Annotated in this window: 22 protein-coding genes; 15 read left to right on the forward strand and 7 right to left on the reverse strand. The window is 70.3% G+C overall.

Annotation, left to right across the window (positions count from 1 at the left end; translation table 11 throughout):
* The first annotated feature begins 63 nt into the window (after positions 1–63).
* From Q1A98_RS04850 to Q1A98_RS04865, 4 genes are all read left to right on the forward strand, one after another.
* Positions 64–525: a hypothetical protein gene (locus tag Q1A98_RS04850; protein WP_299570308.1), complete on the forward strand. Its 462-nt coding sequence runs from the start codon at positions 64–66 to the stop codon at positions 523–525.
* Positions 526–609: 84 nt separating this feature from the next.
* Positions 610–1,695: a hypothetical protein gene (locus tag Q1A98_RS04855; protein WP_299570309.1), complete on the forward strand. Its 1,086-nt coding sequence runs from the start codon at positions 610–612 to the stop codon at positions 1,693–1,695.
* A gap of 25 nt (positions 1,696–1,720) precedes the next feature.
* Positions 1,721–2,251 carry an orotate phosphoribosyltransferase gene (gene pyrE, locus Q1A98_RS04860; protein ID WP_299570310.1) on the forward strand — a complete coding sequence of 177 codons (531 nt, stop codon included), beginning with the start codon at positions 1,721–1,723 and terminating at the stop codon, positions 2,249–2,251.
* On the forward strand, positions 2,248–2,940 hold the full coding sequence (locus Q1A98_RS04865) for an RNA methyltransferase (protein WP_299570584.1): 693 nt from the start codon (positions 2,248–2,250) through the stop codon (positions 2,938–2,940). Before pyrE ends, Q1A98_RS04865 begins: the two co-directional genes overlap by 4 nt.
* A 194-nt stretch (positions 2,941–3,134) precedes the next feature.
* Here Q1A98_RS04865 and Q1A98_RS04870 read toward each other — a convergent pair whose 3' ends face one another.
* Positions 3,135–3,869 (reverse strand): VTT domain-containing protein, encoded by a 735-nt coding sequence (locus Q1A98_RS04870; protein WP_299570311.1) that lies wholly within the window; start codon positions 3,867–3,869, stop codon positions 3,135–3,137.
* Positions 3,870–3,945: 76 nt separating this feature from the next.
* On the opposite strand from Q1A98_RS04870, the gene pepN reads away from it, so the two are divergent.
* Positions 3,946–6,477 carry an aminopeptidase N gene (pepN, locus tag Q1A98_RS04875; RefSeq protein ID WP_299570312.1) on the forward strand — a complete coding sequence of 844 codons (2,532 nt, stop codon included), beginning with the start codon at positions 3,946–3,948 and terminating at the stop codon, positions 6,475–6,477.
* Between the two features lie 113 nt (positions 6,478–6,590).
* On the forward strand, positions 6,591–7,628 hold the full coding sequence (gene fbaA / locus Q1A98_RS04880) for a class II fructose-bisphosphate aldolase (protein ID WP_299570313.1): 1,038 nt from the start codon (positions 6,591–6,593) through the stop codon (positions 7,626–7,628).
* A gap of 42 nt (positions 7,629–7,670) precedes the next feature.
* On the opposite strand, the gene Q1A98_RS04885 is transcribed toward fbaA, so the two are convergent.
* Positions 7,671–8,900: a hypothetical protein gene (locus Q1A98_RS04885; RefSeq protein ID WP_299570314.1), complete on the reverse strand. Its 1,230-nt coding sequence runs from the start codon at positions 8,898–8,900 to the stop codon at positions 7,671–7,673.
* A 115-nt stretch (positions 8,901–9,015) separates the two neighbouring features.
* Between Q1A98_RS04885 and Q1A98_RS04890 the strand changes: the two genes are divergently transcribed.
* The 7 genes from Q1A98_RS04890 (at position 9,016) to Q1A98_RS04920 (ending at position 15,269) form a co-directional block, all read left to right on the forward strand.
* On the forward strand, positions 9,016–9,432 hold the full coding sequence (locus tag Q1A98_RS04890; protein ID WP_299570315.1) for a DUF3151 domain-containing protein: 417 nt from the start codon (positions 9,016–9,018) through the stop codon (positions 9,430–9,432).
* 43 nt (positions 9,433–9,475) lie between these two features.
* Entirely contained in the window at positions 9,476–10,588 is a 1,113-nt protein-coding gene (locus tag Q1A98_RS04895; RefSeq protein ID WP_299570316.1) for an FUSC family protein, read from the forward strand.
* A gap of 125 nt (positions 10,589–10,713) precedes the next feature.
* The gene (locus Q1A98_RS04900) at positions 10,714–11,358 is read left to right on the forward strand and encodes an ABC transporter permease (protein ID WP_299570317.1); all 645 of its coding nucleotides are present in this window, start codon (positions 10,714–10,716) and stop codon (positions 11,356–11,358) included.
* Entirely contained in the window at positions 11,355–12,590 is a 1,236-nt protein-coding gene (locus Q1A98_RS04905) for an ATP-binding cassette domain-containing protein (RefSeq protein WP_299570318.1), read from the forward strand. The genes Q1A98_RS04900 and Q1A98_RS04905 overlap by 4 nt, the downstream gene beginning before the upstream one ends.
* The gene (locus Q1A98_RS04910) at positions 12,587–13,324 is read left to right on the forward strand and encodes an ABC transporter permease (RefSeq protein WP_299570319.1); all 738 of its coding nucleotides are present in this window, start codon (positions 12,587–12,589) and stop codon (positions 13,322–13,324) included. The genes Q1A98_RS04905 and Q1A98_RS04910 overlap by 4 nt, the downstream gene beginning before the upstream one ends.
* Positions 13,321–14,304 carry a glycine betaine ABC transporter substrate-binding protein gene (locus Q1A98_RS04915; protein ID WP_299570320.1) on the forward strand — a complete coding sequence of 328 codons (984 nt, stop codon included), beginning with the start codon at positions 13,321–13,323 and terminating at the stop codon, positions 14,302–14,304. Before Q1A98_RS04910 ends, Q1A98_RS04915 begins: the two co-directional genes overlap by 4 nt.
* A gap of 50 nt (positions 14,305–14,354) precedes the next feature.
* Positions 14,355–15,269 (forward strand): cation diffusion facilitator family transporter, encoded by a 915-nt coding sequence (locus Q1A98_RS04920; protein WP_299570321.1) that lies wholly within the window; start codon positions 14,355–14,357, stop codon positions 15,267–15,269.
* A 30-nt stretch (positions 15,270–15,299) separates the two neighbouring features.
* Here Q1A98_RS04920 and Q1A98_RS04925 read toward each other — a convergent pair whose 3' ends face one another.
* Positions 15,300–16,160: a hypothetical protein gene (locus Q1A98_RS04925; protein ID WP_299570323.1), complete on the reverse strand. Its 861-nt coding sequence runs from the start codon at positions 16,158–16,160 to the stop codon at positions 15,300–15,302.
* A gap of 207 nt (positions 16,161–16,367) precedes the next feature.
* Between Q1A98_RS04925 and Q1A98_RS04930 the strand changes: the two genes are divergently transcribed.
* On the forward strand, positions 16,368–16,994 hold the full coding sequence (locus Q1A98_RS04930) for a pyridoxamine 5'-phosphate oxidase family protein (protein WP_299570325.1): 627 nt from the start codon (positions 16,368–16,370) through the stop codon (positions 16,992–16,994).
* A 6-nt stretch (positions 16,995–17,000) separates the two neighbouring features.
* On the opposite strand, the gene Q1A98_RS04935 is transcribed toward Q1A98_RS04930, so the two are convergent.
* Both Q1A98_RS04935 and Q1A98_RS04940 read right to left on the reverse strand, forming a co-directional pair.
* Complete coding sequence (locus tag Q1A98_RS04935) at positions 17,001–17,477, reverse strand: hypothetical protein (RefSeq protein ID WP_299570327.1); 477 nt, start codon at positions 17,475–17,477, stop codon at positions 17,001–17,003.
* A gap of 112 nt (positions 17,478–17,589) precedes the next feature.
* Positions 17,590–19,827, reverse strand: a complete 2,238-nt coding sequence (locus tag Q1A98_RS04940) for a hypothetical protein (RefSeq protein WP_299570328.1) — start codon at positions 19,825–19,827, stop codon at positions 17,590–17,592.
* Here Q1A98_RS04940 and Q1A98_RS04945 point away from each other — a divergent pair.
* Positions 19,790–20,206, forward strand: a complete 417-nt coding sequence (locus Q1A98_RS04945) for a hypothetical protein (RefSeq protein ID WP_299570330.1) — start codon at positions 19,790–19,792, stop codon at positions 20,204–20,206. The genes Q1A98_RS04940 and Q1A98_RS04945 overlap by 38 nt on opposite strands.
* Before the next feature lie 111 nt (positions 20,207–20,317).
* Here the strand turns inward: Q1A98_RS04945 and Q1A98_RS04950 are convergent, their stop codons facing one another.
* On the reverse strand, positions 20,318–23,734 hold the full coding sequence (locus Q1A98_RS04950; protein WP_299570332.1) for an AAA family ATPase: 3,417 nt from the start codon (positions 23,732–23,734) through the stop codon (positions 20,318–20,320).
* 194 nt (positions 23,735–23,928) lie between these two features.
* Positions 23,929–24,654 carry a hypothetical protein gene (locus Q1A98_RS04955; RefSeq protein ID WP_299570333.1) on the reverse strand — a complete coding sequence of 242 codons (726 nt, stop codon included), beginning with the start codon at positions 24,652–24,654 and terminating at the stop codon, positions 23,929–23,931.
* Positions 24,655–24,863: the final 209 nt, after the last annotated feature.

A 24,863-nucleotide genomic window follows, 5' to 3' on the forward strand; every position in this document is an offset into this window, starting at 1 on the left:
CTCAGGCTCGGCTCCTAGCCTCGGGTCTCGACGCCGGGAACCGTGAACGAGGAGGTCGGAGACATGCGCAGACGCCTGCGCCTGAAGACCTCGACACTGCTCTGCCTGGCCGGACTGGTGGTCGCCGGGATAGGCCTCACGTACTGCGTGCACCTCGGTGCTCAGCGTGACGACTCCGAGGACTCGGAGACGTCGTCGGCAGCGCTCGAATACCTCACCGCGAGCCCCGCGCAGACCGCCGCACCCGGCGCGCCGGTCGCGTCGGCGCCCACCGAGGTGTCCCGGTCGAAGATGCTGCTGGGCACGGTCGACTCCGTCGGGTCGTCGCAGATCGTCCTGCAGATGAAGGACGGTCGCACCCACACCATCGGCCTGACCGACACCACCCACTACGAGTCCCCGCACACCGACGCCCCGGTTCCGGTCAAGGTCGGTGATCTGGTCGTCGTGCACGTGCTGATGGTCGGTGACCGGATGACCGCCGATCTCGTCGTCGACGGCCGTGTCACCTCGCCGACACCCTGAGCGCGGTCTGTCCCGCGCCCTGACCGTCGTGTCGGTCGCGCTCGCGACCACCCGGTCTGACGCGGGCGGATACTCTGTAGCGCGATGACTGCCGTCTACTTCGTGATCGCGGCCCTCGCCGCGATCGGCGCCGCCGCCCTCCTGTGGCTCGACCGACGCCGCATCGCGACGACCCGACGCGAACGCGCGGTGTGGGGTGACGGTCACGGGTTCAGCTACGTCGCCGCCGAAGGCGAGGGCGACGAGGGCGAGCCGGCGGTCCGCGACCTGCTGCACCGGTCGACCATGGACATCGCCGCCGACGCCGAGATCCGCGACCTCACCTTCGGCCGCCACTACGGCGAGATGGCCGTCGTCTTCGACATCGTCGACGTCGCGACCGTCGTCGCGGTACGCCGATCGTCGGAGTCGGCCGTCGTGATCGACCTGCGGCAGGAGAAGGTGCTCGCCCCGGCCGAGGAGGACGTCGAGCTGCTCGGTGCGATGGGCCGCCGCGTGATGTTCTCCACCCACCTCGACATCGCCCGCCGCGTCTGCGACCGGCGCATGGTGGCGCTGGCGACCAACGCCCCCGACTACATCGAGGTGCTGTGGAACGAGGGCAGCTGGTCGGTGGCGTCCATGCCGCTCACCAACGACCCCGACCGCCTCGACACCGCCCTCGAGACCGTCCGACGGTTCACCGACCTGCTGCGCGTCCTGCCGCCGACCTCCGAGCTGGGTCCCCGACCAGATCCACGTGACCCGACGGCGCCCAGCGGTCGGGGGCGTCGCGGACTGGCGGAGCCGAAGACCGAGTCGATCACCCGCGACCAGCTGCAGTCGTCGCGCAGCGCGGCACCGGAGCCGTCCGCGGCTCGCGGCCTTGTGCCGGACCGCGACGTCTCCGACGTCCCACCGCCGCGTGCGCCGCGACCCACGCCGCGTCCGGCCGGCCCCGACAGCGGCCCGCGCCCGCTGGGGCCGGACAGCGGTCCTCGCCCGCTGGGGCCGGACAGCGGTCCGCGGCCCTTGGGGCCGGACAGCGGTCCGCGCCCGTTGGGACCGGACAGCGGTCCCCGACCCGCGCGCGATGCCGACGGCGCCCCGCGTCGGGGTGTTCAGCCGATGCCCGTCCGTCGCCGCGTCGACCGTCGCCCCGACGACGCCGAGCGCTCGCGCGGTGAGTGACACCCGCCCCACCCGAGAGGACCGGATGAGCCGAGAACGACTGGCCGAGTTGGTGACCGAACTGGCTGTCGTCCACGGGCGCGTCACCCTGTCCTCGGGCAAGGAGGCCGACTACTACGTCGACCTGCGCCGCGCGACGCTGCACCACGAGGCATCCCGCCTCATCGGCTCGCTGATGCGCGAACTCACCACGGACTGGGAGTTCGACGCCGTCGGTGGTCTCACCCTCGGCGCCGACCCCGTGGCCACCGCGATCATGCACGCCGACGGTCGGCCGATCGACTCCTTCGTCGTCCGCAAGGCCGCGAAAGCCCATGGCATGCAACGACAGATCGAGGGCCCCGACATCGTCGGCAAGAAGGTCCTGATCGTCGAGGACACCACCACGACGGGCAACTCGCCGCTGACCGCCGTCCGCGCCGCACGGGACATCGGCGCCGAGGTGATCGGCGTCGCCACCATCGTCGACCGCGCCACCGGAGCCGACGAGGTGATCGCGGCCGAGGGCGTCCCCTACCGCCACCTACTGGGTCTGGCCGACCTGGGGCTGGCCTGACCGGCGCGGACCACCCCGACGGGCCGGAGGTCCCCGGCCCGACCGAATGGGTCACCGGCGCAACCGAACCGGTCGGTGTGGGGCCGTGGTCCGACACCCACGACGACCCGCCGCCCGACGACGACCGCCTCGACACCGAGCTGCTCGCCGAGGGCGATCGTCGTAATGTCGTCGACCCGTATCGCTACTGGCGGCGCGAGGCGATCGTGGCCGACCTCGGCGCGCGTCGCCACGCCTTTCACGTGGCGATCGAGAACTTCGCGCACGACGCCAACATCGGGACCGTGGTGCGCACCGCCAACGCGTTCAACGCCGCCGCGGTCCACATCGTGGGCCGACGCCGCTGGAACCGTCGGGGTGCGATGGTCACCGACCGCTACCAGCACATCGAGCACCACGCTGACGTCGATGCGCTGCTGCGGTGGGCGCGTGACCGCGACCTCGCCGTCGTCGCCGTCGACAACACGCCCGGCGCGACCCGCCTCGAGACGGCGGACCTGCCCCGCGACTGCGTCCTGCTGTTCGGTCAGGAAGGCCCCGGCGTCAGCGACGACGCGCGGGCACGGGCCGACCTGACCGTCTCGATCGCGCAGTTCGGCTCCACCCGCAGCATCAACGCCGGCGTCGCGGCGGGGATCGCCATGCATGCCTGGATCCGACAGCACGCCGATCTCGGGCAGGCCTGGTGAACCCGCGCTGACCTCGCCCACCCGCGCCGTGCACGGCGCGGATCCACGCGCTCGGCGCGGGAACAGCCCACCCGCGCCGATCTCGCCCACCCGCGCCGATCTCGCCCACCCGCGCCGACCTGTGAACCCGCGGTGAGCTCGCAAACCCGCGCCGTGGAAGGCGCGGATTCACGCGCTCGGCGCGGGAGACGACGTCAGTCGCGCGGCAGTTCCGGCTCGGCGGCCTCGGGGACGCCGGCGGCCGCGGCGTTCGCCTTCTCGGCGCGACGACGCTTGTAGTACTCCCAGAAGATCGGGACGATCGAGACCAGCACGATGACGATGAAGATCGGCTCGATGAGCTTCTGGATGATGTCGAACTGGCCCAGCCAGTAGCCGAGCAGCGTGATGCCGCAGCCCCAGACGATCGCGCCGATCACGTTGTACGCGGTGAAGAGCAGGAAGTTCATGCGCGCGGCGCCGGCGACGATCGGGGCCAGCGTCCGCACGATCGGGACGAAGCGCGCCAGGAAGATGGTGACGGGCCCGCGTCGCTCGAAGAACTCGTGGGCCTCGGCGAGGTAGCGCTCCTTGAGGACGCGGTTGCCCGGCTTGAACATCGCCGTGCCCGCGTAGCGACCGATCCAGTAGCCGATCTGCCCGCCGATGATCGCCGCGATCGGGATGAGGATCAGCAGCTGCCACAGCGACGCGAACCGCTTGACGTCGGCCGACTCGCCCGCAGCGACCAGGCCCGCGACGAACAGCAGCGAGTCGCCGGGCAGGACGGGGAACAGCACGCCGGACTCGATGAGGATCACGGCCAGCAGCCCGACCAGCGCCCAGGTGCCGAAGTAGCCGAGCAACGTGATCGGGTCCAGGAACCCCGGCAGCAGGGCCTGGTTCACGGTGGTCGCGTGGGCCGCGTCGGCCAGGTCGGTCGAAGTCACGGGTACACACCCTAGACGGTGCGACCTGAGGAAACCCTGTGCGCGAGGCGTGTGTACCCGTGCCAGCATGGTCGTCATGCCCGGCACCAATCTGACCCGTGACGAAGCCCGCGAGCGCGCCGAGGTCGTCTCCGATCCCGTGTACCGCGTCGACCTCGACCTCACCCTCGACGCCCCCGACGACGGACCGCACCGGTTCGGCTCGGTCACGACGCTGACCTTCGCCGCGACCCCGGGTGCCTCGACGTTCGTCGATCTCGTCGACGCCGAGATCGACAGCATCGTGCTCAACGGCACCGACATCCCCGCCGACGCCTACACCGACAACCGCATCGCCCTGAGCGACCTCGCCGACGAGAACGAGCTCGTCGTCGCCGCACGCTGCGCGTACTCACACTCCGGCGAGGGCCTGCATCGCTTCGTCGATCCGTCCGACGACCGCGTGTACCTCTACACCCAGTTCGAGGTGCCCGACGCCCGCCGCGTCTACGCGACGTTCGAGCAGCCCGACCTGAAGGCCACCTTCACGTTCACGGTGACCGCTCCGTCGCACTGGCAGGTGGTGAGCAACTCGGCGTCGCCCGAACCGGATGTCGTCGACGACGGCAACGCTGTGTGGCGGTTCGACGAGACGCAGCGGATGTCGACCTACATCACCGCGTTGGTCGCGGGGGAGTACCACGTGGTGCGCGACGTCTACTCCGGCGAGTTCGCCGACATCCCGCTCGGCGTCTTCTGCCGGCAGTCGCTGTCCGACCACCTCGACGCCGACGCGATCCTCGCGATCACCAAGCAGGGCTTCGCGTTCTTCGAGAACGCCTTCGCCATGGGCTACCCGTTCGGCAAGTACGACCAGCTCTTCGTGCCCGAATACAACATGGGCGCCATGGAGAACGCCGGCGCGGTGACGTTCCGCGACGAGATGATCTACCGCAGCCGTCAGACCCGCGCCGCCTACGAGCAGCGCGCGAACACGATCCTGCACGAGATGGCGCACATGTGGTTCGGCGACCTGGTCACCATGAAGTGGTGGGATGACCTGTGGCTCAACGAGTCCTTCGCCGAGTGGGCGGCTCACCACGCGTCGGCGGAGGCCACCGAGTTCACCGACGCCTGGACCGGCTTCACCAACAACCGCAAGAACTGGGCCTACCGGCAGGACCAGTTGCCGTCGACGCACCCGATCGCCGCGGACAACCACGACCTGCACGCCGTCGAGGCCAACTTCGACGGCATCACCTACGCGAAGGGCGCGTCGTCGCTGAAGCAGCTCGTCGCCTGGGTCGGCATCGACGACTTCCTCACCGGCTTGCGCGCCTACTTCACCCGCCACGCGTTCGGCAACACGGAGCTGTCGGATCTGTTGCGGGAGTTGGAGACCGCGTCGGGGCGTGAGCTCGACGGGTGGGCGGCGGAGTGGCTGCAGACCACCGGCGTCAACACGCTGCGCGCCCGCTTCGAGGTCGACGGCGACGGGACATTCACGGCGTTCGCCGTCGACCAGTCGGCGCACCCCGACCACCCGACGCTGCGGCGCCATCGCATCGCGATCGGCCTGTACGACATCGTCGACGGGACGGTCGTCCGCACCGACCGCATCGAGACCGACGTCGAGGGTGAGACCACCGAGATCACCGAGCTCGTCGGGAAGAAGCAGCCGGATCTGGTGCTGATCAACGACGACGACCTCACCTACGCCAAGATTCGCCTCGACGAGCGCTCGCTCGCGACGCTGCTCGAGCACATCCACCACATCGGCGAGTCGCTGCCCCGCGCACTGTGCTGGAGCGCCGCATGGGACATGACCCGCGACGCGCAGCTCCCCGCGGCGCGTTTCGTCGACCTGGTGCTTGCCGGCGTCGGGTCCGAGTCCGACCTGACCGCCGTCGCGTCCCTGCTGCGGCAGGCGCAGAGCGCGGTCAGCCTGTTCACACCCGAGAGCGAGATCGACGCGCTGCAGGCGCGGTGGGCGCAGGGCGTCCACGACCTGCTCGTCGCGGCCGAACCGCGCAGCGACCACCAGCTGGCCCTGGCCCGCGGGTTCGCCGCGGCGGCCACCGAGGCGTCGGCGGTGCGGTCGCTCCTCGACGGCGGTCTGGAGGGCCTCACCGTCGACCCCGACCTGCGCTGGACGTTCGTCGGCGCGCTGGCCCGTCTCGGTGACCTCACCGACGACCAGCTCGACGAGGAGCTGCAACGCGACCCGACCAACTCCGGTTCCGAACGCGCCGCCGGGGTCCGCGCCATGCGACCGACCGCCGAGGCCAAGGCCGACGCCTGGGAGAAGGCGGCACTCGACCCGTCGACGCCGAACGAGACCCGGCGTGCGTACGCGAGCGGGTTCCAGGTGGCGGGACAGGCCGACGTCCTCGAGCCGTACGTCGAGAAGTACCTCGAGCTGGCAGCCACCGTCGTCCCGACGATGGGGGTGTGGATCGGCCGGATCGTGCTGATCAGCATGTTCCCGCTGGCCAACCCGAGCCAGGCGACCCTCGACCGCGTCGACGCGTGGCTGTCCGACACCGACGCCGACGCAACCGCCCGCCGTTACGTCAGCGAGGGTCGCGACGACCTCGCCCGGGCGCTCGCCGCCCGCGCGGCGAGCTGACAGACTGCCGTGACCGGGGCCACCGCGAGTTGACATACTGGCCCCAGGAGCCGCGGACCCGGGGATCCCGCCCGCTGCTCACGGACATCACCGACCGGTTGGAGGACCGTCACATGCCCATCGCCACCCCGGAGCAGTACGCGCAGATGCTGGATGCCGCCAAGAAGGGCGGCTACGCCTTCCCGGCCATCAACTGCACGTCGTCGGAGACGATCAACGCGGCGATCAAGGGCTTCGCGGACGCCGGCAGTGACGGCATCATCCAGTTCTCCACCGGTGGTGCGGAGTTCGGCTCGGGTCTGGGCATCAAGGACATGGTCACCGGCGCGGTCGCGCTGGCCGAGTTCGCCAACGTGGTCGCGGAGAAGTACGACGTCCTCGTCGCGCTGCACACCGACCACTGCCCCAAGGACAAGCTCGACACCTACGTGCGCCCGCTGATCGCCATCAGCCAGGAGCGCGTGGACGCCGGCAAGAACCCGCTGTTCCAGTCGCACATGTGGGACGGCAGCGCCGTGCCGCTCGACGAGAACCTCGAGATCGCCAAGGACCTGCTGGCCAAGGCGGCCTCGGCGAAGATCATCCTGGAGATCGAGATCGGCGTGGTCGGCGGCGAGGAGGACGGCGTCGAGAACGAGATCAACGAGAAGCTGTTCACCACCGCCGAGGACTTCGAGAAGACCGTCGACGCGCTCGGCGCGGGCGATGCGGGCAGCCGCTACCTGCTCGCAGCGACGTTCGGCAACGTGCACGGTGTCTACAAGCCCGGCAACGTGAAGCTGAAGCCCGAGGTCCTCAAGACCGGCCAGGAGGTCGCGGTGAAGAAGCTGGGCTCCGGCGCCGGCGACAAGCCGTTCGACTTCGTCTTCCACGGCGGATCGGGCTCGCTGAAGAGCGAGATCGACGAGGCACTGGGCTACGGCGTCATCAAGATGAACGTCGACACCGACACCCAGTACGCGTTCACCCGCCCGATCGCCGGCCACATGCTCGGCAACTACGACGGCGTGCTGAAGATCGACGGCGAGGTCGGCAACAAGAAGGTCTACGACCCACGCAGCTACCTCAAGAAGGCCGAGGCGAACATGAGCGAGCGCGTCGTCGAGGCCTGCAACGATCTCAAGTCGGCCGGCAAGTCGATCGCTAAGTAGTCACCGCCCGGCCGGCGGTCCCACCGTCGGCCGGGACGGCTGTCACCCGGTGGGCTGTGAACCCGCCGACGACGAACACACCTTCCACGACCCGTCCTGCGACTCGAGGCGCAACACGACGTTCGACGTCTTCTCGGGGGCGCCGGTGAGCGCTGCGCTCACCTCGACGATCGCGTTTCTCGGGTCGACGACGCGGGCCGCCGTCACGCCACGCACCTCGACGAGCCGACCCGCGTCCTTCTGCGCCTGGTACTGCGCCGCGAACGCCTGAGGATCGGCGGAGTCGAAGAACTGCTTCCGGTCGCCGCAGGTCACCTCGCGCAGCGTCGTCAGATCACCCTTCGCCAGCGCGCTCGCATACTTCTGCGCGACGTCGGCGGCCTGGTCGGCCTGAGGGACCGCCGGGCTCCCGCGTGAGGCGAGCACCGCGACGACGACGACGACCACCGCCACGATGATCGCCGCGACCGAACTCGCCCAGACGAGCAGTTTCCGACGCTTCTGCCCGTTGTCGGTTCGTGGTGCGGCGCCGGCCGTGACCGGCGGGATGTACTGCGGTGCAGCCTTCTCTTCCGCGGCGGGCGCGATGGCCTGCGGCTCCGCGCGCTCGGGTCGGGGTTGGGGCTCCGGTTCCGGGGTCGGCTCCTGCTCCGACGGCGTCGCGGACTCGTCCTCTGCCGGCGTCTCGGCCGGCTCGCCGTCCTCGTTCTGCGTGTCTTCAGGCGGGGTGTCCTCGGACGGGGTGTCACCGGTCGCGGCGTCGGGGTCGGCGGACTGCTCGGTCGGCGCGGCCTCGGCGGCGGGCGTGTCCGTGGCATCCGACTCGTCGTCGGCGGACTGCGCCGCGGCGGTCTTCTCCTCGACGTCCGGCTCAGCCGTCGTGTCAGCCTCCTCGTCGGAGCTCGCGGCGTCGTCGGACTCGGTGGCGGATGCCGGGACGTCGTCGGTCTCGGTGTCGGGGGCGTCCTCGTCGGCGGGCTCGTCCGCGTCGGATTCCTCTGCGTCCGCCTTCTCGTCCGGCTGCTCGGTCTCGGCGGGCTCGTCGGCGTCGGGAGTGTCGTCGGAGGTGGTCGCGTCGTCCGCGGGACCCTGCGCCTCGACGTTCCCGGTGGGGGTGGGATCCTCGGTGGGCGCGGAGGCCTCGGAGGGTGTGGTCGCGTCGTCCTGGGCGGGACGACCCTCGTCGGGGGCGGACGGTGTCGTCCGACGGCGTCGCAGCGATCGCGCCACACGTCCGAGCGCGGAATCGCCGGTGTCGTCAGGATGCGACATCGTGCCTCACCTTCATCAGTGCTGGTCCCCGGATGCGCCCCCCAGCGCCGGAATCAGACTAACGAACGGCTCCGGGGAGTCCGGTGACGCCGTCCGCGGCGTGCACAATGAGCCTGTGACGTCATTCGGAGACCTGCTCGGACCGCAACCGACCCTGCTGACCGGCGACGACGAGGCCGAGTCGGACCTGCTGAACGGCGCAGCCGCCGAGGCCGTCGCCGCGGCGCATCCCACCGCGTCGATCGCCTGGGCGCAGCTCGCGGAGGACGCCCTCGCGTCGGGCGCCACCATCACCGCATACGCGTACGCGCGCACCGGGTATCACCGCGGGCTCGACCAGCTCCGCCGCCACGGATGGAAGGGCTTCGGGCCGGTGCCGTGGAGCCATGAGCCCAACCGCGGGTTCCTCCGCTGCGTCGGTGTCCTCGCCCGGGCGGCGCAGGCCATCGGCGAGCAGGACGAGTACCTGCGGTGCCTCGACCTGCTGAACGACAGTGACCCGGCCGCGGCCGGCGAGCTCGGACTCGCCTGAGCCGGATCCCGCGACGCCGTCGGCGCCGCGGCCGGCCCAGCGTGTGGACTCCGCCCTCGAATCCGTCCGACGTCGGCAGAATGCGCTGCCCGGCCCGATCCGGACGCGGACGAGGCGGGTCTGGTACTCGCTGATCCCGGTGGTGCAGTGCGCCATCGCCGCCGGCGTGTCCTGGGCGGTGGCGACCGACGTGATCGGTCACACGCAGCCGTTCTTCGCGCCGATCGCGGCGGTGATCTCCCTCGGGGTGTCCCTGGGGCAGCGCTGGCGCCGCGCGGTGGAGATGGTCGTCGGCGTGACCGTCGGCATCGGTGTCGGTGATCTCATCGTCAGCCTCATCGGCTCGGGTGCATGGCAGATCTCGGTCGTCGTGGGATTGGCGATGACCGTCGCCGTCGCCGTCGATCGTGGGCCGCTCGTCCCGTTGCAGGCGGGGAGCTCCGCGGTGCTCGTGGCGACCCTGTTGCCGCCTGGTGGCCCCGCGGGGGTCAACCGCATGATCGATGCGCTCGTCGGCGGCCTGATCGGGGTGGTGATCGTCGCGCTGATCCCCACGCATCCGGTGTTGCGTGCCCGTCGTGACGCCGCCGCGGTGCTGCACACCATGGCCGGGGTGGTCGACGGCATCGTCGACGGACTCGGTGCGCGCGACGTCGAGATCGTCTCCGCCGCTCTGAAACGGGCCCGCTCCACGCAGGGAGCCATCGACACGATGCGGTCGGACCTGAGTGGCGGTCGTGAGATCAGCCGGATCTCCCCGCTCTACTGGAACTCCCGCCGACGGTTGAGTCGGCTGGAGGCGACCGCGGATCCGATCGACAACGCCGTCCGCAACCTGCGGGTGCTCGCGCGGCGGGCGGTGTCGGCCATCCAGGCCGACGAGCCCGTCCACGCCGAGGTCGTCGAGGTGGTGGCCGACCTCGTCGGAGCGCTGGACGTGCTGCGACGCATGCTCCTCGCCGATCCGGGTGAGTCGCCCGACGGCGCCGACGCGGCGCGCGTGCTGCGGTCGATCGCGCGGAAAGCGAAGCCGGAGTTGGTCACCGGCGGCGGGTTGTCGGAGACGGTGATCCTCGCCCAGGTGCGCTCGATCGTCGTCGACCTGTTGATGGTGGCGGGGCTGAAACGGGAGTCCGCACTCGCGACGTTGCGGTAGTGTCCGCTGCGTCGACCGGGGCGGCCGAATACACAACTGCTACCGCATCTCTCGCGATGTCCGAATTCCGATCACGCTGATCGTTACTGTGGACCGGCGCCCCTGGTTCGTCGATACGGTGACGCGTGCACCTGTGGAGCTATCTGAACGGCCGGATCGGTGATCTGGCCTTCCTCACCTACCAGCACGCGTCGCTGGCCTTCCAGACGGTGCTCGTCGGGACGGTCGTGGCGGTCGTCGTGGCCATCGCCGTGTACCGGCTACCGGTGTTCGCCGCGCTCACGTCGACGACGAGCCGTGTGGCGCTGACGATCCCGTCCCTCGCCCTTCTCGCCCTGCTGATCGTGCCGCTGGGTCTCGGCGTCGCGCCGTCGTTCGTGATGTTGGCGTTCTTCGCCACGATGCCGATCCTGGGCAACGCGATCGTCGGACTCCGGTCGGTGCCGGAGACGGTGGTCGAGTCGGCGCGGGGGATCGGGTTGTCGCGCTGGCGTGTCCTGCTCACCGTCGAGCTGCCCTTGGCCTGGCCGGTGATCCTGACCGGTATCCGCGTGTCCACGCAGATGGTCGTCGGGGTCGCCGCGATCGTCGCCTACGTCCTCGGACCCGGTCTCGGGTCGCTGATCTTCAACGGGCTGTCGCGCCTCGGCGGGACAAATGCCCTCGAGATGGCCTTCATCGGAACCGTTCTCATCGTCGCCATCGCCCTCGTCTTCGACGGACTGCTCGTCGTCCTCGGACGCTTCACCACGACCAAGGGATTGTCATGACCACGCACCCCACCGACACCGCCGCGACCGACCGCGCGGGGAGGACCGTCACCGGTGCCACCATCACTCTCGACGGGGTGGTGAAGCGGTACCGCGGCCAGAGCGCCCCCGCGGTCCAGAAGCTCGACCTGACGATCGACGCGGGCGACATCGTCGCGTTCGTCGGGCCGTCCGGCTGCGGCAAGACCACGACGTTGAAGATGATCAACCGGCTCATCGAGCCGACCGAGGGTCGCATCCTGATCGGTGACAGGGATGTCACCAAGGAGAACCCCGACTCGCTGCGCCAGTCGATCGGCTACGTCATCCAGTCGGGCGGTCTGTTCCCGCACTGGTCGGTCCGCAAGAACATCGGGGCCATCCCGCGCGTGCTCGGGTGGGACAAGGCGAAGATCGCCGACCGCACCGACTACCTCCTAGACCTGGTCGGGCTCGACGCCACCACCTACGCGGACCGGCTGCCCAAGGACATGTCCGGTGGTCAGCAGCAGCGTGTCGGTGTGGCGCGGGCCCTCGCCGCCGACCCGCCCGTCCTGCTCATGGACGAGCCGTTCGGCGCCGTCGACCCGATCACCCGTGTCCGCCTGCAGGACAGCCTGATCCGCATCCAGCACGAGGTCGGAAAGACCATCGTCATCGTCACCCACGACTTCGAGGAGGCGACGAAGCTCGGCGACAAGGTCCTCATCCTCTCCGAGGGCGGGAAGATCGAGCAGTACGCGACGCCCGCGGAGATCCTGGCCAATCCGGCGAGCGCGTTCGTCGAGGAGTTCGTCGGATCCGGCGCGACGTTGGCCCAGCTGACGCTGTCGCGGGTCCGGGACGTCGCGCACGACCCGGTGACCACGGCCCGCGTCGGCGAGGACGCGCAGTCGGTGATCGGGCGGGCACGGGAGGCCGGGCACACCTGGGTCGTCGTGGTCGACGAGTCGGGCGTCCCGCGCGCCTGGCCGTCGCTGGACGAGCTGGCCACGAAGCCGACCGTCACCGACTACGTCGACCGCCGCCTGCCGACCGTCGCGGTGTCGTCGACGCTGAACGACGCGCTCGACGCGATGCTCGCGGCCAGCCAGGGCGGTGTCCTCGTGACGAGCGGCCGAGGCGTGGTGCAGGGATCGCTGTCGATCGGCTCGGTCATGGAGATCATCCAGGGGCAACTGGCGGCCAGCCGTGACACCGACGGCGACTCGTCCTACGAGACGCACCAGGACGGTACGGGCGGCCAGTCGTGAAACGCTTCCGATCGATCCCGGTCGACGTCTGGTTCGAACCGCTGGTGGTCGTGATCGTCGCCGTGGGTTACGTGATCTGGTACACCACAACCGACTTCACGCCGACCGAGCAGGCCGCGCTCGAATGGGCGACGCTGCGGTCGACCATCCTCGACCACATCGAGCTGACGGTCGTCGCGGCGGCGATCGTCGTCGCAATCGCGATCCCGCTGGGGATCCTGCTCACGCGGGAGTCCGCGAAGTGGCTCAGCCCGATCGCGGTGAACATCGCCAACGTCGGCCAGGCGGCACCGGCCGCGGGCCTGCTGGTGCTGTTCACGTTCTGGCTCGGCACGGGCTTCACGACCGCCGTCGTGGGCCTGGTGGTCTACGCCGTCCTCCCGATCCTGCAGAACACGATCGTCGGTCTGCGACAGGTGGATCGACGGGTCATCGAGGCGTCGCGCGGCATCGGTTACTCCGCGACGCGGACGCTGCTGCGCGTGGAGCTGCCGCTCGCGATCCCGGTGATCCTCAACGGTGTCCGCATCGCGCTGGTGATCCTGGTGGGCACGGCCACGCTGAGCACCTTCATCGGCGCGACGAGCCTGGGCACCCTGATCACCACGGGTGTCACGCTGTTCCTGCCCAAGCTGCTCGTGTCGGGAGCCGTCCTGGTCGCCCTGCTCGCGCTCGTCATCGACTGGCTCGGCCGTCTGGTCGAGTACTTCGCCACCCCGAGGGGTATCGCATGAACGCTGTCCGCCGCGTCCTGATGGCTGTCGGTGTGCTCGCCGTCGCAACCTCGATGCTTGCCGGATGCGGTCTGGTCAGCTCCTCGGGCACCTTCCGCACGGCGAACCTGCCCGACGGACAGAAGCCCCTGGAGGGCACCGATCTCGTCGTCACCTCGAAGAGCTTCACCGAGGGTGTGCTCCTCGGGAAGATCACCGCGACCTACCTGTCGTCGGCCGGCGCGAAGGTGCGCGACCTCACGGGCGCACCGGGCTCCGCGTCGTCGCGGCAGGCGCAGCTCAACGGAGACGCCGACATCCTGTGGGAGTACACGGGCACCGGTTGGGTCACCTATCACGGCGAGTCTGAGGTGATCACCGATCCACAGAAGCTGTGGGAGGCGGTGCGGGATGTCGAGAAGCGTGACCACGACCTCGACTGGTTGACGCCGGCCAACTTCAACGACACCTACGCGTTCGCCGCGTCGGCGGCCACGGCGAAGCGGCTCGGGGTGACCACGCTGTCGGAGGTGGCGAAGCTCCCCGTCAGCGACCGCACCTTCTGCGTCGACGACGAGTTCTTCAGCCGCTCCGACGGGTTCCTGCCGATGCTCGAGAAGTACGGCATCCCCTACAACTCCCCGAACGGGGTGCCGGCCGGCAACGTGACCCGGATGGACGCGGGCGTCATCTACACGTCGACCAACCGGTCGTCACCGTGCAACTTCGGCGAGGTCTACACCACCGACGGTCGCGTGAAGAACTTGAACCTGACGGTGCTGACCGACGATCGGAAGTTCTTCCTGCCCTACAGCGGTACTGCCGTCGTCCGCGGTTCGGTGTTGGACGCGCATCCCGAGCTGCGCCCGTTGCTGGGTCAGATCTCGAGCCGTCTGACCGACAGCATCATGCAGGACCTGAACGGGCTGGTCGACATCAAGGGTGAGGACCCGTCGGTGGTGGCCTACAACTGGTTGAAGAGCGAGAAGCTGATCACCTAGGCGGCGCCCGGGCCTTGCGATACATGCGTGACTACGCATATGTTCGTCGTATGGGACTCGGACACGACCACGGGCACGGCGCCCCGACGGCCGAGGCCGCCTCGCGTCGGCTGTGGCCGATGGCCGTCGGCATGGCCGTCATCGGGACGTTCTTCGTCGTCGAATTGACCGTCGGGATCGTCGTGAACTCGCTGGCGCTGATCGCCGACGCCGGCCACATGGCCACCGACGTGATCGCGATGGCGATGGGTCTGACCGCGTTGCTCCTCGCCCGGCACGGCAGTGTCACGGGGGAGAAGACCTTCGGATGGCACCGGGCGGAGGTGTTCACCGCCGTCGCGAACGCGCTGCTGCTGATCGGGGTCGCGGTGTTCGTGCTCTACGAGGCCATCGAGCGGTTGGGGACCGACCCGCAGGTGCCGGGGCTCACGCTGATCGTCGTCGCCCTCGTCGGACTGGCCGCGAATCTCGTCGTCATGCTGTTGCTCCGCGCCGATGCGCAGGGCAGCATCGCCGTCCGCGGCGCCTACATGGAGGTCCTGGCCGACGCGGTCGGCAGCATCGGGGTGTTGGTCGCCGGCGTGATCGCCGTGACCACCGGGTGGGGATACGCCGACATCGTCGTCGCCGTGCTGATCGCGTTGTGGGTCGCGCCGCGGGCCATCAAGCTCGCCGCCGACGCGCTCCGGATCCTCAGCCAGCGTGCGCCCGCACATGTCGACGTGGACGCGGTCCGTGCCGACCTCGCCGCGCTGCCCCAGGTGCACGACGTCCACGACCTGCACATCTGGACGCTCACCACCGGGATGGACGTCGTGACGGTCCACCTCGGCAGCGACGCCGACAACGCCGAGGTGCTCACCGCGGCCCGCGGGGTGCTCCACGAGCACGGTCTCGACCACGCGACCGTGCAGATCGACCCGGTCGCGATCCAGGGGAAGTGCCACCGCGATCTGACGTGGTGACCCTGGATTAGCGAGGTCCGCGTAAACGACCTACGGGACCTTGAAGAAGATCGGATCACCAAAACCAGTGGTGACGGTCCACAAGCCGTCGGCGCCGGTCGGGACCTCGACACACGCGTTCCCCTTCGCGGTGCCGTCCTTGTAAAGCTCGCCGGAATCGTTGATCGGGTCGGGAATCACTCCACACGAGTCGTCGTAAGTGCGGTTGTCGGAACCCACGAACTCGACCCGGACCGAGAAGGGCGATTGAGATCCCTCTCCGAGGTATGTCGCCGTGACTGGCACGATCCAGAACTGTGTTCCGGGCTTTGGGGATTCATTGAATTGATTCTCGCTCGCGACCTCCGCGGTCGCTTCGCGCGGTGTGCCCAGCGTGACAGACCAGTCCTTGTTGCTCACAGTTTGGCCGATGAGAAGCGGATCTTGCCGCGACCCCTTCTCGGAGGTCGGCCGTGTATCCGTTCGTCCTTCGACTCGGGCGCTAGGTGACTGCGCGGTGAGGTCGGACCCGCCGAAAGTGTCGTCGATGGAATCGGAGACGAGGGAACCGAAAACCACAAAGCCAACGATCGTCCCGATCGCAGCGACGATCACCGACGCGAGACTGGTCCCTTTTTTCTTTCCCGACTGGAAAAGCCCAACGATTCCGAGGATGAAGGCCACGGGCAGTAGAACCCACCCGATGATCAAGGCCCCGGGGATGCACGCGAAGACGAATCCGATGATGGCGAGGATCAGTGCGACGAGGCCGACCGTGTTGCGCTTTGTCACTGGAGGGGGGCCTGACTGATACGGCGTGCCGTATGGGTGGTTCGGATAGCCCTGATTCTGGGGCGGCAAGGGAAACGGGCCACCTTGATTCGGGAAGGGGTTGTCTGGTGGTTGCGTCATCGAGCTCCGATCTTCCTGCTCCGTCGTACTTGCGAACGGATGATAATTCTCGAAGTGGACACAGATGGCGTTCGCGGAGAATCTTCATTTCGGCGTATGCGCTGTCGATCCGCTGGTCGATTGCGTGCTGCGGCCGGTCTGCAGTCGGCAAGCTGCTGAGCCGGAGAACCGGAAATCGCTTGCTGACGTGCGGTCTTCAGCGACACGATGCTCGGCGTGACCGCCGAACTCGACCGCCTGCACCGCAAACCCGAGCGTGGCGGTGACCGCGCACTGCTCGACGAAGTTCTCGACACCGTCATGGTCGGGACGCTGAGCACCGTCGTCGACGGGCTGCCGTGGTCGGTGCCGATGTTGTTCGCCCGCCACGACGACCGGATCATCCTGCACGGCTCCACCGGCGCCGGGGCGCTGCGTCACGTTGCCGACGGCGCCCCGGTGACACTCACCGCGTTCGCGCTCGACGGGATCGTCGTGGCCGACGTCCTCTTCGACCACTCAGCCAACTACCGGTCCGCGGTGGTGCGCGGAACGCTGCAGACCGTCCGCGACGACGCCGCATCGGCCCTGGACGCGTTGAGCGACAAGCTGATCCCGGGGCGCGTCGCCGAGGTCCGCGGTCACACCCGCAAGGAGGTCGCCGCGACGGCGACGCTGGTGTTGCCGATCGTCGACGGGCAGTGGATCGCGAAGGCGCGCAGTGGACCCCCGGGTGAACCGGAGGACCCGACGACCTGGACCGGCGTCGTGCCCGTCCGGACCGTCTACGACGAGCCGGTCACGGCGACCGGCGACGCGCCGCCAGGATCGGTGCGTCGGCTCGTGGAGAACTGAACCCCGTCAGCGGCAGGCCGCGGTGAGTGCCGTCGCGGCGGCCCCGGCGTCGCGCAGGGCCTGGGGGACCGGCCCCTGGTCGATACCGAATCCCGCGAGATAGGCCGCCGAGACGAGTCGGTACTGCTTCGCCAATTTCCGAGCCGCGTCCTGCACTGCCTTCGGCGCGGCCGGATTCTCGTCGACGGCCTCGGTGAGCGTCATGCTCCCGACCGCCAATGCCAGTCGAGCGTTGGCCTCGGTGGCGAGCCCACCCGCCTGCCCGGCCGGCGCGGTCGCGTTGGTCTGCAACGACACCCCGCGGAGCGCGAGGTCGAACGACTGACAGACGGCGGTCCGCGCTGCGGACTGCTGGGCGCTGCTGTAGGACGTCGGGTCGTCGGACGGAGTGCGCGTGAGCGCCCAGATCGACAGCGCCAGTGCGGTGACCGCCACGACGCCGGTGAGGGCGACGACGACCCTCGACGTGTTCTTCTCGCGCACCTGCATGCTCCTTCGTTCGATCTCGCGACAGACGCCGCGTCGGCGACGACCGGTGGTCGCCGCCGACGTGGACGTCAGACTGCCTGGCCGGACCGACGGTCCGACCGGTGGGTCAGCTGTTGCCGGTCTTCGTGGTGGTCCCGGGCGAGCCGTCTCGGCTGCCGCCGACGCCGCCTGCACCGGTGGTCGGGGCGTATCCGGTCGCGTTGCCACCGTTCCCGGACGCGCCGTCGCCGTACCCGTTCCCGCCGGCACCACCGGTCGCGGAACCCCCGGCGACGACGGTCGCGTTCCCGCCGTTGCCGGCGTTGCCACCCGGCTCGGCGGTGCTGACGTCGCCGCCGCGGCCGCCCGTCGCGGTCCCGGCGGTCGACCTGGCGTCGCCTCCGTTCCCACCGGTCGATCCACCGCCGACGGCGGTGCCGCCGTCTCCGCCGATCGCGGCGCCGTTGATCGCCGTCGCAGAACCGCCGTTGCCGCTCACACCACCGCGGCTCGACCCGCCGTCTCCGCCGATCGCCTGACCGCCGACGGTGCTGGGTGTGGCCGTGTAGGACGCGGAGCCACCGTCTCCCGCACGGCCCGGGGCCTGACCCGCACCGTCCGTGCCCGCGATGCCGGTACCCGCCTGACCACCGGTACCCGCTGCACCGCCGGTACCACCGGACCCACCCAGCGCGCCGTAGTTCCCGTCGCCGCCGACCGCACGGCCCTCGGTCGCGCCGACGGTGTTGTCGACGACCGATGCGTTGCCGCCTGCGCCGCCGTTGCCCGCCCGGCCGCCGTCCCCGCCGTTGCCACCGTTGCCGTTGGCGCCCGCCAGGCCCGTCGTCGAGCCGTTTCCGGCCGCGCCGCCGGAACCACCGATGCCACCGTTGCCGCCGCGACCGCCGTCAGTGCCGGGCTGCCCCAGACCGCCCTGCGCCTGACCTCCGCCGAAGTACGACGCGTTCTCGCCCTTCGCGCCGTCCACACCGGCCACGCCCGTCGCGCCGGCGCCGCCGATGCCCCCGGCGCCACCATTGCCGCCGACACCCTGAGCGCCCATGGCGCCCGCACCTCCCTGGGCGCCTCCGGTCCCGATCCCGGCTGCTCCGCCGAGACCACCGGCGCCGCCCTCGCCGCCGGCACCTCCGGCGCCACCGTTCTGTCCTGCGCCGCCGTCGGCTCCAGGAGTGGACCCGGCGGCGCCGTTCGCGCCGGCGGCACCGTTGCCGCCTGCGCCGCCCTGACCGCCGGTCCCGCCGTTGCCACCGTTGCCGCTGAGGCCGGTTGCGCCGTTGGTCGACCCCGCACCGCCCGCGCCGGCGTTGCCACCGACCCCACCGCTGCCGGCGCCGGTCCCGCCGCCGCCCATCGCGCCGTCGGCGCCCGGCGTAGCGCCGTCCGCACCCGCGGCCCCGATCGCGCCGTCGGCGCCGTTGCCGCCGACTCCTCCGTTGCCGCCCTGGCCGCCGACCCCGCGGATGCCGTCGGTGCCGGATGCGCCCGCAGTGCCGCCTGTTCCGCCGGTGCCCGCGGCACCGCCCGCGCCGGCGCTGCCACCGTCGCCGCCCTCACCACCACCGCCGCCGTTCTGTCCGGCGGTACCGTCCGCACCCGCGGTCGCGCCGACGGTGCCGTTCGCACCGTTCGCGCCCGTGCCGCCCGTCCCACCGATGCCGCCGTTGCCGCCCTGCCCACCGGTGCCGTTCACGCCCGCGGCTCCGGCGGTCCCGAAGAACCCTGCCGTGCCGCCTGCGCCGGCGTTGCCGCCCTTCCCGCCGGCGCCGCCGGACTGGCCCGCACCGCCGTTCGCGCCGCCGGAACCGGGCGTCGTCCCCGCCGCTCCGGTGGTGCCTGCGACTCCGTCGCCACCGGCTCCACCCGTACCGCCGCTGCCGCCTGCGCCGGCGATCCCGCCGAAGAGTCCGCCGTTGCCGCCCCGTCCGCCGTCGCCGCCCGCGGTGCCGGCGACACCGGCCGCACCCGCGACGCCGGCGAGGCCGTTGCCGCCCGCACCGCCGTTGCCGAACAGCAGTCCGCCGTTGCCGCCGGTTCCGCCGTTGGCGCCCTTGCCGCCGTTGCCGAAGAGCAGTCCGCCGTTGCCGCCGTTGCAGGCGGCGGCGAGACAGTCGGCGGCGGCGTCGGTCCCGTTGCCGATGAAGATGCGGATGAGGAGCGAGATCGGGTCGGTGCCAGGTGCTGCCGCGGTGGTCGAACCGCCTGTGGACGTGGTCAGGAACGCATACGACGTCCGTGCTCCGCCCGCCGAGGCGCCGGACGTGATGACCGGGGTCCAGGTGACCGACGCCGGGATCTGTGCGAACGAGGTGAGCACGAACGGTGCCAGGGCGTTCGAGACCGACATGCGCGGAGTGCTCGAGGTGCTGGTGCCTCCGGTGCTGCTGGGGAGCGTCGTGGACGACGTCGTGCCCGTCGACAGAGGAGTGGACTTCGGGGTGGAGGAGGTGATCGTCGACGCGCTCCGACCGGACGACGTGGTCGTCGTCGGGGAGACGGTGGCGCTGAGGACGGAGACCGCATGCGATGTCAGGACGAGACCGTCCAGGTGTGCCACGGGGGCATCGGCGAGGACGCCGGTCGACGCTGCCGTCGGAGAGGCGGCGACGGCTGCGACCGTCGCGAGGGAGGCGACCGCGGACGCGGCGACAGTCGAGCGCCGCACGAGTCGGGACGATGATGTGACCATGGGGAAATTGCCCTTTCACCCGCTGCCGGACGTCTGATGCGTCCGATTCAGTCGTCGGCGCACCTTGCTGCACGCGGACGAGCGGAGTGAATCAGTCGAGTGCAAATGAAGTGCACATCGTCAGCAAGAGCGTGACGACGCCCGCCGGTCAGAGCCCGATCGCGTCGATCCGCCGCAGGACCGCGGTCGCACCCACATCCTCGGCTGCGCGGCGGGCGCGGGTGAGTGACTCGGCGGTCGCCCGCCCGTCACGGCGCTGTTCCAGCAGGGCCGCCAGGTAGAGAGTCTCGGCGTACCACCCCTCGAAGCCGTTGTCGCGATGGGAGTCCAGCGCGTCCTCGAGGTGATCGGTGGCGCGGTCGAACTCGCCCGTCGCGACCGCGAGCTCGCCGAGATGGTGGTGCACGGTCCCGTACACCGAGGCGAAGGAGATCGTGTTCTCGTCGGCGTAGGGGCTGAGCATCTCGTAGACGATCGAGCAGATCTCGGAATGGCCCACCTGGGCGGCCACGCGGCCGATCGTGGCGATGGTGCTGAGCCACATGTTGTTGAGGGGGATCTTGTCGAGGCGGCCGCGGTCGTACCAGTCGACGAGCCGACGCGCGGCGTCGATCTCACCCACGTCGACGAATGCGGTTGCCAGACAGGCGCGGTAGGTGTCGACGATGTCGAACCGCTCGGTGATCGCCTCACGGGCCGCGACCACCTCGCTCATGTCGCCCCGCAGGGCGCGCAACGCGAAGGTCGGACCGAGCAGCCGCCCGAACGAGTAGGTCTCGACCGGTGAGGACGGGATGTCGCGCAGGTCGACGAGCCGAGTCTCGGCGCGCGCGAGCCGTCCCGCGGCGAGGTCGATGGCGAAGTGGATGCTGCGGGTGAGCCACGCCATCTCGGGATCGCGCGACGCCTGGGCGGGGGTGAGATTCGCGGTCATCCGTGTCGCGTCCCGCAGCTCGCCGTACTCGATCTGGTGCCGGGCGATCCACACCGCCACGAGAGGGTCGACGCGACGGTCGCTCGAGGTCGCCGACAGTTCCATGAGCTCGGTGTAGGCGGACCGACGGAGGTCCGAGGCCTGTGGGACGCGCAGGGCGATGACGGTCGCGGACAGTGCCGCGACGAGCGCGCCGCGGTCGCCGGCGCCACGCGCGGCGCGGATCGCGCGCTCGAGAAGGTCCCGACGGGTGGTGTGGTCGGACACCCAGATCAGCTCGACCGCCAGCTGCGACAACAGATGTGCGGTCTGCACACCGTCATCGCGCCCCGACGCGTCCAGCGCCTCGAGGGCGTCGTACAGGTCCGCGATGCGGTCGCCGTCGGAGTGGATGTGGACGTAGAGGATGCCCTGGAGGTCGTTCGCCAGCGTCGCGGTGACCTGGAGGTCGACGTCCCCCAGTCGGCGGGCCATGTCGGCGGCGCCCAGCAGGGTCGGCCGGAACTCGGGGTCCCGCGCCTTGCGCAGGGCTCGGCCGAGATCGACCTGCAGTCGGCAGCGGGTCGCGGAATCGCCGCGGGGGAGCAGACGCTCGGCCGCGCTGCGATAGAAGGCGACACCGTCCTCGTACGCACCCACGGCGACCGCGCCGTCGCCTGCGCGCCACCACAGGTCGGCGGCGCGGCGACGGTCGGCGTCGAAGCCTCGGCTGAGGTGGTAGGCCAGCCGGGCGCAGTCGTCGGGTGCGCCGAGGTCACCGAGGTCTTCGAGGACGTGCGCGATCCGCGAGTGCAGCGCGCTCCGGTGGCTGCCTCCGATCCCGTGGTACACGGCTTCCTGCACCAGGGGGTGGCGCATCTGCACCTCTGACCCGGTGTCGGATTCGATCACCAGTCGGTGACGGACGAGGTCGTCGAGCGCGTCGGCGAAGGAGGGGTCGTCGAGGTCGGGCGTGGTGCCGCGGAGCACCTCACGTCGTGTCGTCATGCCGGCGACCGCGCACGCGTGGAGGAGGTCCGCGGCGGCCGGGCCGAGCTGCCGCTCCTGCCGCGAGACGGATTCGGCGATCGAGGTGGGCAGTGCCGCCCCCGCGCCGTCTCGATGCGACGAGATGAGCGAGTCGACGAACAGCGGCAATCCGTGCGTACGCGCGTGCAGCACAGCGGGATCCAGTCCGCTGCCGGACGCCTCGACGACGGCCGCGACCTCCGCCGCTGTCAGTCCGGTGAGCGGGATCCGGTGCGCGGCGCCCTGCTTGCCGGCCACGTCGACCGTCGCCCGGATCTCGGGGGTGTCGAGGTACTCCTCCCGGATGGTCACGATCACGCAGAGCCGACGAGACCCGGATGCGCGGATGATCCAGCGGAGCACCGCGAGGGTCGCGGTTGTCGCCCAGTGGAGGTCGTCGATGACGAGCAGCGCGGCGTTCGACCGGCCTGGACCGGTCAACCAGTCGACCACGGCCGTCATGACCACCGACCGGTCATCGGAGGAATCGTCGACGGGGAGGTCGAGCCCCAGCCGCCGCACGGTCTGCGGGAGTAGTCGTGCCACCCCGGGCGTCTGCGCGACGCGGGCGCGGGCGTCCGCAGGGGTCATCTGGTCGAGATCACCCGAGATCGCCTCCACCAGTGGCTCGAAGGGCACGACGGCCTCTTCGCTGCAGCGACCGTGCAGGACGTCGAGTCCTCGGGCGCGGGCACGGTGCATCGCCTCGGCCGCGATGGTGCTCTTGCCCGACCCGGCCTCGCCCGTGATGACGACCGTCTGCCCATGTCCTCGTGCAGCACGGTCGACGATGTCGGCGATCCTCGCGAGTTCGGCTGTCCGGCCGATCAGTTCGTCCCGCGTGACCGGCGGTGCGACCTCCGCCTCCTCGTCGGCACGCAGGATGGCCAGGAACAGTTCCTCGGTCTCGGAGGAGGGAGTGATGCCGAGTTCGTCGGCGAGGACGGCACGGCAGCGGGCCGCGACGTCGAGCGCGCGACCCCGTTCTCCCATCGCGACGTGGCCGCGCATGGCGATCCGATAGGCACTCTCACGCAACGGGTCGGCGGTGATGAGGCGCTCCGCGGCGGCGACGGCGTGCTCGTGGTCGGCGATGCGCGAGGACATCTCGGCGTCGACCTCGAGTGCGCGCCGACGCAGGCGGGTGACGGTCGATCGGATGTCGTCGGCCCAGTGACCCGTCACGTCCGGGAGCACGGGGCCGTCGAGCAGTCCCAGGACGGTGCGCGCCTGGCGAACCATCTCGACGGGGTCTGCGCCCGTGAGCGGGAGTCCGGCGGCGAACTCGATGTCGGTGACCGCGTCCGGCGGCAGCGTGAGCCGTACGAGGCCACCGCGGGACCGCACGCTGCCCGGCGGGAGGCCCGCGATCTCGAGACTGTCGCGGACGCGCGAGAGGATCCCGCGCATCGCCGGGTTCCACGACCGGGGACGCTCCGACGGCCACACGACGGTTGCCAGATCGTCCAGGCGCATGTCGCGATGCCGGTTCACCGCGAGGTATGCGAACACCTCGACGCAGCGCTGGCCACCGACGACGCGCGGATGGACCTCCCTGCCGCGGTGGACGACACGGACCTCGCCGACGAGTCGGACAGCGACATCTACGCCATCCGTGATCACGCATCCACGATAGGCGAGTCCAGTGCCCTACCAGGAACATCCCGCCGACGACGCGTCTCCGGGATCCGACACCTCTCGGATCAGCACACCGGGGGTGTCACCGGCAGACGACGTCGAGACCGACTGTCGGAGGGGACGACCGCGCCCAGAGTCGTGCCGACACCCGAGTGGGTGCCGGCACGACGCGGCTGTGCTCAGTCGCCCTGGAGGGCGATGCCGGTGGTCCCGGCGGCGTACGGCCCGAACGTCTGCACCTTGCCGGGCCTCGAGGCCGTACCGCCGCATCCGAGGTTCGCGGTGAACTCGGCGGCCGAGTAGACCGACGCGGTGAACGACGATGTGGTGGAGGCGTTCTCGGTGTCCCGCGGCGCACTGCTCAGGCGAGCCTTGACCGTCTGTCCGGCACCCGTGAAGGTGAGGGATGTCGGCTTCGCGAACTTCTCCTTGTCGGCGAGGTAGCACCGCGCGACGCCTGAGAGCGTCTTCGGAGGTGCGTCGGTGATGGTGAAATTGCTGTCCCGGACGTCGGAACCGTCCTTGTTCTCACAGCGTGTCACGGCGTAGTAGGAGCCCGGCTTGAGAGCGCTCGTCGTCTTGAATGCGGCGTAGAGACCGGACAGGTCTCCGCGTGCAGCGCGCAACGAGAGCGTCGACTTCGAGAGGGGCTTGTCGTTCCCGTTCTGGTACAGCGTCAACGAGCAGGTCGGCCTGCTGTCGCCGCCGGCGAGCAGCACGTTGACCGCGAACTTGTTGCCGAACTGCGAGTCGAGCGGTTGGTTGCTGCCGGTGGGATCGACGATCGAAGCCTGGTAGTCGAAGATCTGGGGCGGCGCGGCAGATGCCGGGCCGGCGCCGAGGCTGATGGCGGCCCCGGCCGCGACGAGGATCGCAGCCGACGCGCCGAAGAATGACTTGCGCATTGTTCTCTCTTTCTGTGGGTCGCCGGTCACGACGGAGATCACGTTCTGCACAAGATCAGCAGCATCAGTCGTACGACAGACCGGACGGAGGGCTCGACTGGACCCCGCCGAGAAGGGCGAGGCGGTCGAACCCGGGCTGGGTCGACCACGAGCTGAAGGGGTGGGGTGACAGGCCCCAGGATCACCGGCTGGTGGTGGTGATCGGTCGT

Origin of the sequence: uncultured Williamsia sp. (assembly GCF_947494875.1) — a bacterium.
In the GTDB taxonomy this organism is placed as follows: domain Bacteria; phylum Actinomycetota; class Actinomycetes; order Mycobacteriales; family Mycobacteriaceae; genus Williamsia_A.